This window comes from Streptomyces sp. CoH27, assembly GCF_020181035.1.
Classification (GTDB): domain Bacteria; phylum Actinomycetota; class Actinomycetes; order Streptomycetales; family Streptomycetaceae; genus Streptomyces; species Streptomyces camelliae.
Map to the genome: position 1 here is coordinate 339,246 of NZ_JAIQYY010000004.1, position 13,219 is coordinate 352,464.

13 protein-coding genes and 1 pseudogene are annotated in these 13,219 nt (G+C 71.2%); 6 read left to right on the top strand and 8 right to left on the bottom strand.

Annotated elements, in window-relative coordinates:
• Window positions 1-51 precede the first annotated feature (51 nt).
• The 3 genes from LE548_RS08620 to LE548_RS08630 form a co-directional block, all read right to left on the bottom strand.
• Window positions 52-927: a geranyl diphosphate 2-C-methyltransferase gene (locus tag LE548_RS08620; RefSeq protein ID WP_225096063.1), complete on the bottom strand. Its 876-nt coding sequence runs from the start codon at window positions 925-927 to the stop codon at window positions 52-54.
• Between the two features lie 67 nt (window positions 928-994).
• Window positions 995-2,047, bottom strand: coding sequence for a family 2 encapsulin nanocompartment cargo protein terpene cyclase (locus tag LE548_RS08625; RefSeq protein ID WP_225096064.1), 1,053 nt, complete (start codon window positions 2,045-2,047; stop codon window positions 995-997).
• A 17-nt stretch (window positions 2,048-2,064) separates the two neighbouring features.
• Window positions 2,065-3,498: a family 2B encapsulin nanocompartment shell protein gene (locus tag LE548_RS08630; RefSeq protein WP_225096065.1), complete on the bottom strand. Its 1,434-nt coding sequence runs from the start codon at window positions 3,496-3,498 to the stop codon at window positions 2,065-2,067.
• Window positions 3,499-3,895: 397 nt separating this feature from the next.
• On the opposite strand from LE548_RS08630, the gene LE548_RS08635 reads away from it, so the two are divergent.
• Complete coding sequence (locus LE548_RS08635) at window positions 3,896-4,690, top strand: VOC family protein (RefSeq protein WP_225096066.1); 795 nt, start codon at window positions 3,896-3,898, stop codon at window positions 4,688-4,690.
• A 54-nt stretch (window positions 4,691-4,744) separates the two neighbouring features.
• Window positions 4,745-5,437 (top strand): ribonuclease H, encoded by a 693-nt coding sequence (locus tag LE548_RS08640; RefSeq protein ID WP_225096067.1) that lies wholly within the window; start codon window positions 4,745-4,747, stop codon window positions 5,435-5,437.
• Window positions 5,438-5,447: 10 nt separating this feature from the next.
• Here the strand turns inward: LE548_RS08640 and LE548_RS08645 are convergent, their stop codons facing one another.
• Both LE548_RS08645 and LE548_RS08650 read right to left on the bottom strand, forming a co-directional pair.
• Window positions 5,448-6,269, bottom strand: coding sequence for a tyrosinase family protein (locus tag LE548_RS08645; protein ID WP_225096068.1), 822 nt, complete (start codon window positions 6,267-6,269; stop codon window positions 5,448-5,450).
• A gap of 35 nt (window positions 6,270-6,304) precedes the next feature.
• Window positions 6,305-6,709, bottom strand: a complete 405-nt coding sequence (locus LE548_RS08650) for a tyrosinase cofactor (RefSeq protein WP_225096069.1) — start codon at window positions 6,707-6,709, stop codon at window positions 6,305-6,307.
• A 339-nt stretch (window positions 6,710-7,048) separates the two neighbouring features.
• On the opposite strand from LE548_RS08650, the gene LE548_RS08655 reads away from it, so the two are divergent.
• Window positions 7,049-8,227 carry an FAD-dependent monooxygenase gene (locus LE548_RS08655; RefSeq protein WP_225096070.1) on the top strand — a complete coding sequence of 393 codons (1,179 nt, stop codon included), beginning with the start codon at window positions 7,049-7,051 and terminating at the stop codon, window positions 8,225-8,227.
• A gap of 66 nt (window positions 8,228-8,293) precedes the next feature.
• On the top strand, window positions 8,294-9,115 hold the full coding sequence (locus LE548_RS08660; protein WP_225096071.1) for a lipase family protein: 822 nt from the start codon (window positions 8,294-8,296) through the stop codon (window positions 9,113-9,115).
• A 79-nt stretch (window positions 9,116-9,194) separates the two neighbouring features.
• Here LE548_RS08660 and LE548_RS08665 read toward each other — a convergent pair whose 3' ends face one another.
• On the bottom strand, window positions 9,195-9,368 hold the full coding sequence (locus LE548_RS08665) for a hypothetical protein (RefSeq protein ID WP_374116037.1): 174 nt from the start codon (window positions 9,366-9,368) through the stop codon (window positions 9,195-9,197).
• Between the two features lie 96 nt (window positions 9,369-9,464).
• A complete protein-coding gene (locus tag LE548_RS08670; RefSeq protein ID WP_225096124.1) occupies window positions 9,465-11,207 on the bottom strand; it encodes a cholesterol oxidase substrate-binding domain-containing protein in 1,743 nt (580 codons plus the stop codon).
• A 168-nt stretch (window positions 11,208-11,375) separates the two neighbouring features.
• On the opposite strand from LE548_RS08670, the gene LE548_RS08675 reads away from it, so the two are divergent.
• Both LE548_RS08675 and LE548_RS08680 read left to right on the top strand, forming a co-directional pair.
• Window positions 11,376-12,359 (top strand): aldo/keto reductase, encoded by a 984-nt coding sequence (locus tag LE548_RS08675; protein WP_225096072.1) that lies wholly within the window; start codon window positions 11,376-11,378, stop codon window positions 12,357-12,359.
• Window positions 12,360-12,429: 70 nt separating this feature from the next.
• Window positions 12,430-12,981, top strand: a complete 552-nt coding sequence (locus LE548_RS08680) for a DUF6328 family protein (protein ID WP_225096073.1) — start codon at window positions 12,430-12,432, stop codon at window positions 12,979-12,981.
• Here the strand turns inward: LE548_RS08680 and LE548_RS08685 are convergent.
• Window positions 12,969-13,124, bottom strand: a pseudogene (locus LE548_RS08685) (VOC family protein); the annotation flags it as partial. The gene LE548_RS08680 and the pseudogene LE548_RS08685 overlap by 13 nt on opposite strands.
• Window positions 13,125-13,219 lie beyond the last annotated feature (95 nt).

Here is a 13,219-nt window from a genome sequence, read left to right on the forward strand (position 1 = left end):
CGCGGCGCCCGCGCTGTCGACCGCATTTCGGTACGGCCGATCACTTTCGGCTCAGATACGGTCCGCCACGATCAGCAGATACTGGAAGCTGCCGTTGCGGTAGGCGTCCAGGAACGCGTCCTCGATGCCCGTCACCAGATGGTCGGCCTCCTTGCGCAGCTCCCAGTAGGGGATCGTCGCGTCGGTCAGGTCCTCGACATGGACCGGCACCAGCCGGTTCTTGGCCATCGCGCGGAAGTACTCCGACCTCGGGTGGATGTCGCAGATGTAGTGCGCGTTGATCAGGGACACCTCGCGCGAGGCCCGGCCGTAGGTGTCGTTGTAGCAGCCGGTGATCGTCACATAGCGGCCGCCGCGGCGCAGCAGCCGGGCGTGCTCGGCGAACAGCAGGTCCAGCTCGACGTACATCGTGGACTCGTTGTTCCACGAGGCCGCGTACGCCCCCGACTCGAAGCCGGTGTCCAGCATGTTGCGGTGGTGGTAGCGCACCTTGTCGCCGACGCCCCGCTTGCGGGCCATCTCGTTGGCGAAGTCGCACTGCTTGGCGGAGATCGTGACCCCGTCGGCGTGGCAGCCGTGGCGCAGGTTCGCCACGATGCTGCCGCCGCCCCGGCCGCAGCCGGCGTCGAAGACCCGGTCGTCCGGGGTGAGCGGGCCGAGGTGCGAGGCCAGCACCTCGGCCTGGGCGTGCTCCAGGCGGTGCAGCTCGCCGGTGATCCGCTCCTTGCGCAGCTCGGGGTCGGGTTCGTCGAGCACCGACCGGTCGGCCTCACCGATGCCGTAGTGATGGTGGTACAGATCGTCGATCTTGCCGAGTTCGAGGTTGACCGGGTTCTCCTCGGCGTTCCAGTAGTCCGCGACCCGGTTCTGGTAGATGGACTGGGTCGGGACCGGAACCACGTGGGGTCGGGCGGGGGCGGTGGTCAACGATGACTCCTTCGGTACGGATGTGACGGCGTTGCGGAGAGGCTGAAGGCACCCGTGGCCGGGCGCATCACCAGTAGTCGGGCAGGTGGTAGCGGTTGCTGTTGGTGGCGTGCCACTCGTGGTTGCCGGAGACCCAGGCGGCCAGGCCCTCGGCGTAGCGCGCGATCAGGGGCGAGGTGGCGGACAGGGTGGCCGACTCCTCCTCGAAGGCCTCCATGACCTGGTTGTGGATCTCGACGGACTTCAGATAGGCCGCCTTCAGCCCGCATCGGTCGTTGGCGGCGACCACCTGCGGCAGATTGAGGTGGTCCGGATCGCTCGCCAGCTCCTTGGTGAAGGAGTACAGGTCGTTCACGATGGTGGTGGCGTTGCAGGCCAGGGCGGTGATCCGCTGGATCTCCGGGCTGGCGTAGAGCTGCTCGGGCAGTTCGTAGCCGTCCACGGCGTCGACCAGCGACAGACAGGGGCGGAAGTTGTTGAACTGCCGCATGACCAGGTACTCCCAGATCCGGGGCGTGTACCGGGTCTCCATCCAGGCGGCCTCGCCGAGATAGCCCAGGTGCAGCCGGGCCATGTCGTGCACGAACCGGTCGGTCTGGCTGGGCGTGGCGAAGGTGGCGTAGTCCGCGAGGGCGTGCTGGTACGAGCGCAACGCGGGGTCGGCCTGGAGGCCCTCGCGCCACTCGGCCTCCAGCTCCGGGACGCCGTGGAAGGGGTCGAGCGCCGACTGGGCGATGATCAGGGGGCCGCCGAGGCCGCGCCGCGATCCGCCCCGGCCCTCGTCCTCCTCGCAGTAGCAGGAGTCCACGATGTTCTCGGCGAGCAGCAGCTTGCCCGCGGCGGTGAGCCGGTCCAGGTCGAGGCCGCCCGGGTGCTGCAGGACGACGGCCCGGCCGCACTGGAAGTCCGAGAAGTCGCCCGTCCAGGACTCGGGGAACAGATCCAGCTCCCGGGCCCAGGTCTCCAGCCGGCGGTCGATCTCGGCGGCCTTCTCCGGGTCGGCGGGCACGGCCGGCCGGTAGCGCAGGCCGGGGATCACACCGGTGCGCCGGGCCGGGCGCAGGGACTGGGCGATGTTCGGCGGGCCGGGCAGGGTGTAGGCGGTGGTAGGTGTGCTCATGGCGTGCTCCGGGCCCGTCAGTCGGCGGTCCGGCCGAGCTGGACGTTCTCCAGGATCCCGGCCGCGTCGGGCACGAGGATCGCCATCGAGTAGTAGGCGGTGACCAGGTAATTGATGACGGCCTGCTCGTTGATGCCCATGAAGCGCACGTTCAGGCCCGGCTGGAACTCCTCCGGGATGCCGGTCTGGTACAGGCCGATGACGCCCTGGTCGGCCTCGCCGGTGCGCAGCGCGATGATGCTCGTGGTGTGGTCGTCGCTGATCGGGATCTTGCTGCACGGATAGATCGGCACCCCGCGCCAGGCCGGCACCTCGTGCCCGTCGACGCTCGCGGTGCCGGGCATCAGACCGCGCCGGTTGCACTGGCGGAAGAAGGCCGCGATCGCCTTCGGGTGGGCGAGGAACACCTTGGTCTTGCGCCGCATGGACAGCAGCTCGTCCATGTCGTCCGGGCAGGGCGGGCCGGTGAAGGTGCTGATCCGCTGGCCGTAGTCGACGTTGTGCAGCAGCCCGAACTCGCGGTTGTTGACCAGCTCCCACTCCTGGCGCTCGCGGATCTCCTCCACGGTCAGGCGCAGCTGCTGCTGCGTCTGGTCCATGGGGTGGTTGTAGAGATCGGCGATGCGGGTGTGCACCCGCAGCACGGTCTGGGTGAGGGACAACTCGTATTCGCGCGGGGCGAGTTCGTAGTCCACGAAGCCGCCCTGCAGGGTCGGCTCGCCGGTGTGGCCGGCCTGCACCGGCACCTCGGCCTCGCCCTTGCGGTTCACGGGCTTGCGCTGCCGCTCGACGTACGCCTGGAGATGCGCGGCGAGGGACGGCGCCCGGTCGGTGACCTCCCGGACGACGTTCCACGGCAGGGCGAGGACCACGCCCGGGGTGTCGGCCCGCACCGAGGACAGCCACAGCGGGTCGGACTGGCCGACCGCCTCGTCGCCCATCTGGTCGCCCGCGGTGACGACGCCGGTGATCTCCTCGTCGCCGTACTTGCCGTTGGTGAAGCGGGTGAAACGGCCGTGGACGACGAGGTACGCCTCGGTGACGGGCTGGCCGGCCTCGAACAGCACCTGCCCGGCGCGCACCTCGCGGGGCTGGAAGCGTCCGGCGATCTCCTGCAGGACCTCGCCGTCGGGGTAGCCGCGCAGGATCGGCAGCTCGGTCAGGGTCTCCGGGATGACCCGGATGTCGTCGGCGCCGTTGTGCTCGAAGTGCACCCGGCCGCGTCCGGTGCGCAGCTGGAGCCGGCGGTTGACCCGGTAGGTGCCGCCCTTGACGTCCACCCACGGCAGGGTCTTCAGCAGCCATCGGGAGGTGATGGCCTGCATCTGCGGTTCGGACTTGGTGGTGGTGGTGAGCTGGCGTGCCGCCCGGGTGCTCAGGCTGGTGAGCTGTCCGTCCGGGTCGGGGACGGGTTCATCGATGACGGAACCGGTGGCGTCCGGTGTGGACACATTCCCTCCAGCGGGGCGCAACGGGGGTGACGGGATTGGTCGGTGGTGCTCCGGGTGGAGCTGCGCACGGACCAGCCAAACAGGCCGGATGATCACCGGGTAAGGCGTGAAAGGGGCGGTTGAGCGCGCGGGTTGTGCAAACTTGCCGTTCGCGTCAAACAGTCGGGGCGCGGCTGTGTGCACGCTTCCGGTCGCCTCCGCGCAGGGGTTTGTGGGCCGCTCTTCACCCGTCCGAGCGAACTGATGGTGTCCGCAACCTCACTCTCCGCGACCCTTTGCGCGGCCGGCGCCGGCCCCGGCCGCTCGGCGCGCGGGCCGACGGGTGGATGGCTAGCGTGAGCAGCGGGGTGGGCAAGCGGGAGTAACCGGGACATACAGCACCAGGAGGGCCGTGACCATGGCCGTGCAACCCGAGGGAACGCCCTGTTGGGCCGACGCGATGTTCAGTGACGTCGAGGGAGCCAAGCGCTTCTACGGCGACGTCCTCGGCTGGACCTTCGGCGAGTCGTCGCCGGAGTACGGCAACTACACGCAGGCCTATGCGAACGGCAAGGCGGTGGCCGCCGTCGTCCCGCCCATGCCCGGCCAGGAGGGCCAGTCGCGATGGTGCCTCTACCTCGCCTCGCCGGACGCCGCCGCCACCGCCCGGAAGATCCGGGACAACGGCGGCGAGGTGCTGATGGAGCCGATGAAGGTGGGCGACTTCGGCACCATGTGTCTGGCCCGGGAGCCCAGTGGAACCGTGTTCGGCGTCTGGCAGGGCGGCACCCACGAGGGCTTCGAGGCGATCGGGACCCCGGGCGCCTACTGCTGGGCCGAGGTCTTCACCCGGGAACCGGAGAAGGCCGACACCTTCCTGTCCGCCGTCTTCCCGTACCGGATGAAACAGATGGAGGACCAGGCGATCGACTACCGGATGTTCGACGTGGCCGGCCGGACCGTGCTCGGCCGGATGAAGATGACCGACGACTTCCCGCCCGAGGTGCCGTCGTACATCAATCTCTACTTCAGCGTCGACGACTGCGACCAGGCGGTGGAGCGCGCCGTCAAGCTCGGCGGCGTCCTGCGCTTCGGGCCGATGAGCAGCCCCTTCGGCCGGTTCGCGGCGCTGAGCGACCCGCAGGGCGCGGACTTCTCGGTGATCGACACCGCGACCACCGAAGGGGAGATGCCGGCGGTCAGGGACGTCTGAGGGCGGTGCGCGCGACCGGCGGGGTGCCGGGGAGGCCGTCCGCGTGCCCATGGCATGATCGTGCGCATGCGTGAACGTGTGGTGGCCGCGTGCGACGGGGCTTCGAAGGGAAACCCCGGACCGGCCGGATGGGCATGGGTGATCTCCGACGACGAGCGGACCCCGGCCCGCTGGGAGGCCGGCCCGCTCGGCCGGGCCACCAACAACGTCGCCGAACTCACCGCTCTGGAGCGTCTGCTCTCGGCGGTCGAGCCGGATGTGCCGCTGGAGATCCGCATGGACTCCCAGTACGCGATGAAGGCCGTCACCACCTGGCTGCCCGGCTGGAAGCGCAACGGCTGGAAGACGTCCGCCGGCAAACCCGTCGCCAACCAGGACCTCGTCGTCCGCATCGACGCGCTCCTCGACGGCCGCACGGTCGAGTTCCGCTACGTCCCGGCCCACCAGGTCGACGGCGACCCGTTGAACGACTTCGCCGACCGCGCGGCCAGCCAGGCGGCCTCCGTGCAGGAGGAGGCCGGCAGCGTGCTCGGCTCCCCGGAGCCGCCGGCCTCGCCCGACACCCCGAAGGCGGCCGCCCCGCGGAGGAAGGCGCCCCGCCGCGCCGGCGGCGGGGCCTCCTCCCGCACGATCAAGGCGAAGTTCCCCGGCCGCTGCCTGTGCGGCCGCGCCTACGCGGCCGGCGAGTCCATCGCCAAGAACGCGCAGGGCTGGGGCCACCCGGAGTGCCGTACCGCCGAGGCCTGATCGGCCTTCCTCAGCTGTCGAAGGTGTAGAACTTCGTGTGGTCCAGCAGGTCCGCCGGGCGTACGTCGTTCCACGGCTTCATCGTCTCGTCCAGGTCGACGACGTCCGGCGTGCCGCCCGTCGGGACGTAGCCCGCGTCCGGGTGCCGGCGCTGCCACTCGGCCCACAGCTTGTCGACGTAGGCGTGGTGCAGCCAGAACACCGGGTCGTTGGGGGAGACCCCGGTGGCCATCTGCCCGCCGACCCAGACATGGACCCGGTTGTGCAGATTGACCCCGCGCCACCCCTCCAGGTTGTTGCGGAAGCCGTCCGAGGCGCTGTTGTAGGGCGCCATGTCGTACGTCGACATGGACAGCACCGACTCCACCTCCGCACGGGTCGGCAGCTCGCGCACGGCCGTGCCGAGCGAGCGGCGCAGGAACGTACGGCCGTCCACCCGCACGTTCATCGGCCAGTTGCCGGCCGCCGCGGCGAACGGACCGTCCATCACCCGGCCGTCCGTACTGCGCCCGGTGCCGCCGAGGAAGTCCGGCGCCCACAGCGAGGCGCGCACGGTGCGGTCCGTGCTCCAGTCCCAGTACGGCAGGGCGACCGAGGAGTCCACCGACTGCAGCGCCTGTTCGAAGTCGAGCAGGAATCTGCGGTGCCAGGGCAGGAAGGACGGGGAGCGGTGGCCGGTGCGCTCGCCGGTGTCTGTGTCCGACATGATGAACTCGTTGTGCGTGCGGACGAAGTCGTCGTAGCGTCCGCTGTGCTTGAGCGCGAGGACCGCGTCGACGAATCGCTTCTTCTCGTCGGTGGTCAGGGTGGCTTGGTTCTTGCGTACGGTCATGGTGCGTGAAGCTCCGGAATTCCTTGCGGCGGCGGTCAGTTGGCGGGAACGGGCATCTGCATGGGCAGCAGCTGGGCGCCCTGGAGCTCGTCCACCGCGGCCCGGGCGGCGGCGCGCGGGGTGGCCACCGGGGCGTAGTGGCTGACGACGCTGATCCAGGTGCCGTCGGCGTTCCGCATCAGGTGCAGCTGGACACCGTCGATCAACACCTCGAATCCGCCCCCGTGTTCGTGGTGGTGACCGCCCCCGCCCATCGGACGGCCCTGTATCCGGCGGCCCTTGTAGACCTCGTCGAAGTTCTCATGGGGCTCCGGCATCGGCATGGGGTGCGCGTGGTCCGCCGCCGAGGCGGCGGGCGCGGCGATCACGCCGGCGGCGGTGGCCGTCGCGGCCAGGGCTGCCGCGGCGGTGAGCGCGCGGCGACGGCTGATGTCGGGCATGCGGGTCCTCCTGGAGGGTGCTTTCCGTGGTGACCAGGCATGCCTATCGGGGCCTTCGGGACGGGAAGAAATCGCCCGGAACCGGTTGGCTACGATCCGGACAAGTAACCACATGTCGTGCAGAGTTGAACGAAGTTGATCTTGCTGTCGTCGATGCCGATCTGCTCCGGAACAGGGAATTCCTTGCCCCGCCGGCCGCCTTTTCGGTGATCTTTCTCGGGTTCCGTCCGTCCGAGTGGCCCTGCTCACCACGCCAAACTGGCGCGATCGAAAGGCTCGCCCCGCCTGCTACCCTGCGGTCCCGTCCGGCCACGTTCAGTGATGTACAGGGGTGTCTGCGTGAAGGTCGTCTGTGCCGGGGGCGGGCCCGCGGGTCTGTACCTCGCCATCCTGCTGAAGCGGCAGAACCCGTCGCACGACATCACCGTCCACGAGCGCAACCGCGAGGGCTCGACCTACGGCTGGGGCGTGACGTACTGGCACAGCCTCCTCGACCGGCTCCAGGAGCACGACCCCGACTCGGCGCGGGCGATCGCGGACGCCTCCGTCCGCTGGAGCGACGGCGTCGCCCACGTCCGCGGCCTGTCGACCCGTCACCACGGGGACGAGGGCTTCGGCATCGGCCGCCACCGGCTGCTCGGCCTGCTCGCCGACCGGGCCCGCGCGCTCGGCGTACGGCTGGAGTACGAGAGCGAGCTCACCGAACCGCCCGCGGGCGCCGACCTCGTCGTCGCCGCCGACGGAGTGCACAGCGCCCTGCGCGCCCGGCACGCCGACGCCTTCGGCACCGAGATCAGCGCGGGCCGCAACCACTACATCTGGCTCGGTACCACCAAGGTCTTCGACGCCTTCACCTTCGCCTTCACCGAGACCGCCCACGGCTGGATCTGGGCCTACGGCTACGGCTACGGCGACGGGCACAGCACGTGCGTCGTCGAGTGCGACCCGCAGACCTTCACCGGCCTCGGCCTGGACCGGGCGGACGTGGCCGAGGGGCTCACCCTGCTGGAGAAACTCTTCGCGGACGTCCTCGACGGCCCCCCGCTCATCGGCCGCCCCGGCGCCGGCTGGCTGACCTTCCGCACCCTCACCAACCGCACCTGGCACCACGGCAACGTGGTGCTGCTCGGCGACGCGGCCCACACCACTCACTACTCCATCGGCGCCGGCACCACCCTCGCCCTGGAGGACGCCATGTGCCTCGCCGACGCCCTGCACACCCACGCCGGCCTCCCCGAGGCCCTCGCCGCCTACGAACGCCGCCGCATGTCCGAGCTGTTGTCCGCGCAGAGCGCCGCCCGCTACAGCGCCCGCTGGTACGAGAACCTGCCCCCGCACCGGATGTTCGCCCTGCTCGGCCAGCGCCACTCACCGCTGCTGCCGTACGTCCCGCCGCAGGCGTACTACGGCCTCGACAAGGCGGCCGGACAGCTGGAGGCGCTGCGCCGGTTCAAGCGGTGGCTCGGACCGCGGGTGGCCGGCGCCCTGCACGCCCGGTCCGCCCCCCGCCGCGGCTAGCCGGATCCCCGGTCCCCCCCCGAAATCCCCCCACCGAATCCCCCCCACACGCAAGGAGCCCTGCCCATGACCGTGCCCGAAGTGTTCGACCGGACCACGCCCGGCTACAGCGTGCAACGCGCCTACTGGCTGGCCCGCGCGGCCGACCTCGCCTACAAGGACCGTGCCGTCATCGAGGACCAGGCCGCGAAGTGGGGTTTCGGCCAGGTGCGGCACCACGAGACCCGGTTCACCCCGCCGTTCCCGCTGCAGGACACCCAGGCGTACACGATGGCCGGCGACCGGATGATCGTCACCGCGTTCCGCGGTACCGAACCCACCCAGATCAAGGACTGGCTCACCGACGCCACGACCCCGCCGGTCACCGGCCCCGGCGGCAACGGACACGTCCACCACGGCTTCGCCGAGGCCTTGCGCTCGGTGTACCCGGACATCGCCGACACGCTCGCGGACCTGCGCACCGACGGACAGACCCTGTACTTCACCGGGCACAGCCTGGGCGGCGCCCTCGCCATGCTCGCCGGTGCCCGGATGTACCTGGAGAAGCCGCACCTCGCGGCCGACGGCATCTACACCTTCGGCCAGCCGCGCACCTGCGACCCGGTGCTCGCCGAGGCGTTCCACCAAGGCCTCGGCCGGTGCACGTACCGCTTCGTGAACAACAACGACATCGTCCCCCAGCTGCCGCCCGAGCCCGTCTTCACCCATGTCCGTGCGCTGCGTTACATCGACTCCAAGGGCAAGCTGCACGACAGCATGCCGATGTTCTCGGCCCTCACCGACCGGGCCGCGGGGCTGACCGCCGACGTCTTCGCGCCCGCGTCCGACGGAATCCGCGACCACTTCATGCACAACTACCTGGCGGCCCTGGAGAAGAACCTGGGCTGAGCCGGGGCCGACGGACCGGCCTGCTCGGCGAACTCGCTCTCGTGCAGGCCGGACCGGCCACGGAAGGCCGGCTCGGGACTCAGCGCTCCTCGCCCGGCCCGGTGAGCAGGGCCTCGGCGGACCTGCGGAAGGCAGCGACGAGCCGGCCGGTGTCCGTCGCGCGGGTTGCGAGGACGACATGGCTCGGCTCGACCCCGCGCAGCGGGACCGTGGTGCACTTCGGCTTCCGCGGCCGGTTCGCCGGGGCCGGCATGCCCGCGTCGAGCGCGCCGACCCGCACGCTCCTCGGCTGGGAGCCGCGCGAGACCGGATTCCTCGCGGACCTGGACGAGGGGCACTGCTTCCAGGCCTAGTCGGCTTCCAGGCCTGGTCGGCGCAGCAGCCGGTCCAGGAAGGCATTGCCGAACACCCGGTGCGGATCGAGGCGGTCGAGGGTCGCGACCGCCCGTGTCCACACCTGCCGGCCGAAGGTCCCGGGCACGACGGTGCCGAGCACCTCCGGGTCGCTCCAGGCGGAGCCGTCGGTGTACGCCCAGCCCTTGGACCACTCCGCACGGGCGAGGGCGTACCCGCCGTCGTAAGCGTCGAACAGGAACCGCTCCAGCTCGCGCAGGAACGTCTCCGCGTACGGCGTGCCGGGCAGCGTCAGCACGTCCAGCCACACCGCGGTGTCCCACTCGGGATGCTCCGCGCTCGGCCGCAGCGCCGACAGCAGCGGGGTCCGAGCCCCGGGCACACCGCTGTCGGCCGGATCGTCCAGGCCGGTCACCCGGATCTCCACCGAGCCGTTGACCGGGAAGCGGCCCCGCGCGGCGTACGCGGCGAGCAGTTCCCGGTAGCGACGGGTGAACTCGTGGACCACGCGCTGCACTCCGGTCCGCGAGGTGAGCACCGCGTACCCGTTCGCGGTCACCCTGAGCGTGGTCGGCCGCAGATACAGCAGCGTGTTCTTCGACGGCCCCCACAGATCGGCGGAGCCGGTGGCCGCCAGCCCGAGCCTGGCCACCGTGAGCTGCGCGGCGCCCAGCTCCGGCGCCAGATACCAGCCCGCGCCCGCGACCAGCCGCCCCACCAGGTCGGCCACGAGCGTCGGCACACTGTCGGAGAACGGGTAGTTGTACGGCGTGGTGACGTGCCGTGAACCGGCCGGCCGGACCGGCGTGACGCTCCACTCCTTCAGCCACGGGAACTCGGTGAAGGCGAACCAGATCGCCTCGACCCGGCCCGAACGGCGCAGAAAGCTCTCCAGAGTGCGCCCGCCGGAGCCGGGCGCCGCGAACAGTTCGCGCGCCGGGATGTCCGTACGGCTGACACAGCGCAGGTTGCTGTCCGGGCCGGCCCGCAGCACCACCTCGGTGACGAAGGCCCGGCCGAGGTGGGTCAGCAGTGCGGCACAGTCCGCCTCCTGCCGGCGGAACGTGCGCAGGACGTACGCCCCGCGGTCCGCGTCCCACACCACCGCCGTCAGCTCCAGGACACGGTTGCTGAGCGAGCCGTACGTGCTTCCCGGCGGCGGGCGTTCGCCGTCGGCCGGAACGGCGGTGCCGTGCGCGTCGATCGCCAGGGCGCCGCCGAGGGTCAGGTCGCCGGGCGCGGGTGTCGCGGTGAGGCCCAGCCCGTGCCCCTCCAGGAAGGTGAGCAGGGCCTCCAGGGTCACCCCGGCGCCGGCGCGGACCGCCGAGCCGGACTCCAGGGCCAGGCCGGTCAGATGAGGGGTGGTGTCGACCAGCAGGGTCCGGGTCCGCGCCGTCGTCCCCTCGGTGATCGTGAGCGGTGACCAGCCGTGCGAGCCGCCCCGCGCGCGGACCCGCCAGCCGCCGCGCCACGCCCAGTTCACCACGGCGAGCACCTGCTCCGGCCCGGTCGGGGCGCAGGCCCACAGCCCGTCGGCGGTGATCTCGCCCACCCAGTTGCGGTAGGCCGAGCGGTAGAGCGTCACCTCGGCCGGAAACCCGGGGAGTTCGGCCGCGGCGACCGCCGGGTCGGCCGCGAGCAGGACCGGTACGGCGGCGAACGCGGCGGCGCCGCGCAGCAGACCGCGACGGCTGACGGCACCCGGACCGCCGTTCACAGAAGGGAAGTTGGCTGACATGTCCACGGATCGATCGATCACGGGCTCACCGTAAGGGGGCGCTTGACTCCCACCGTGCTTTGTCCACCCAGATCACCCATGTGGGTGAAAAACATGCCGTCGACGCACAGACAGCGTGCCGGAGCAGCCCGTTCCGCGCCGGCCGGTTCCGGATGCCACACTGGCGCCATGGACGAACGCGAATTCGGCAGGCCGGGCCAGTGGGCCTCGGTGGTCGGTCTCGGCACCTGGCAGCTGGGCGCCGACTGGGGCGACGTGGACGACAAACAGGCCGTGGCCGTCCTGGAGGCGGCGGCCGAGTCGGGGGTCACCTTCTTCGACACGGCCGATGTGTACGGCGACGGGCGCAGCGAGGAGACCATTGGCTCGTTCCTGCGCGGCCGCCCCGATCTGCATGTGCTGGTGGCCACCAAGATGGGCCGCCGGGCCGAGCAGCTCCCCGAACACTACGTCCTGGACAACTTCCGCGCCTGGAACGACCGTTCGCGCCGCAACCTCGGTGTCGACCGCATCGACCTCGTCCAGCTGCACTGCCCGCCGACGCCCGTCTACTCCTCCGACGCGGTCTACGACGCGCTGGACACGCTCGTCGCGGAGGAGCGGATCGCGGCGTACGGGGTGAGCGTGGAGACCTGTGCCGAGGCGCTGACCGCGATCACTCGGCCGAACGTGGCGAGCGTGCAGATCATCCTCAACCCGTTCCGGATGAAGCCGCTGTACGAGGTGCTGCCCGCCGCCCGCGAGGCCGGGGTCGGCATCATCGCCCGCGTGCCGCTCGCCTCCGGCCTGCTGTCCGGCAAGTACACCAAGGACACGGTGTTCGCGGCCGACGACCACCGCACCTTCAACCGGCACGGCGAGGCCTTCGACCAGGGCGAGACCTTCTCCGGCGTCGACTACGAGGCCGGTGTCGAGGCGGCCGCCGAGTTCGCCGCGCTCGCCCCCGAGGGGTACACCCCGGCCCAGCTGGCGCTGCGCTGGATCATCGAGCAGGAGGGCGTGACGACGGTCATCCCCGGCGCCCGCACCCCCGAGCAGGCCCGCGCCAACGCGGCTGCCGCCAAGCTGCCGCCGCTGCCCGAGGAGACGTTCACAGCCATCCGCGAGCTGTACGACCGCCGGATCAAGGACCAGGTCGAACGGCGCTGGTAGCCGTCCGGGCGACCGCCGTTTGCCGGGTGGTCACCGTTTGAGCGAACGGCCCGACGGTTACCCGCACCGCATGACGGAGGACGGAGGGCGCAGGGGGCGGCACGAGACCGAGGAGGAGCGGGCCGACCGGATGTGGGGCGAGCTCATCCAGGAGGTCCGGGTCGCCCAGACGGGCGTGCAGATCCTGTTCGGCTTCCTGCTGACCGTCGTCTTCCAGCCCAAGTACGACCGGCTTCCCCACAGCGACCATGTCATCTACATCGTCACCGTCGTCCTCGGTGCCTGCGCGACCGGCGCCCTGGTCGGACCGGTGTCCCTGCACCGCCTCGTCTCCGGTTTCCGGGTCAAGCCGCGTGCGGTGCGGCTGGCGTCCCGGATGACGTTCGTCGGCCTGGTGCTGCTCCTCGCGACGATGACGTCCGCCCTGCTGCTGATCCTCCGGGTCGCCACACACGCCGGCTTCGTGCCGTATCTCGTGGCGGCCGTCGTCGCGTGGTACCTGCTCTGCTGGTACGCGCTGCCGCTGTGGGCCCGCCGCCGGCACCCGGTCCGCCCCGGCGACCGGGCCCCGGACCTGCCGCCGGGCGGCCCGGACCCCGGACCCCGCCAGGGCCGGACGTAGGGCCGGGTCATGATCTCCCTGTTGTGCCCGGACGGGTCGGCGAAGTAGGCGCCACGGCCGCGCAAGAGGCCGTTGACGCGCCCGGGTTCGCCGTGGTGGGGATCGGCGAAGCAGGTGACGCCGAGCGCCTCCGGACGGGTGACTGGGACGGCCGCCCGCCGAAACCGGCGGGCCCGGCGCGGGAAGCGGGCCGGGATGCGCTGCGGTCACGGCCGGGCTCCTCGGCTCGGGGCGGCAC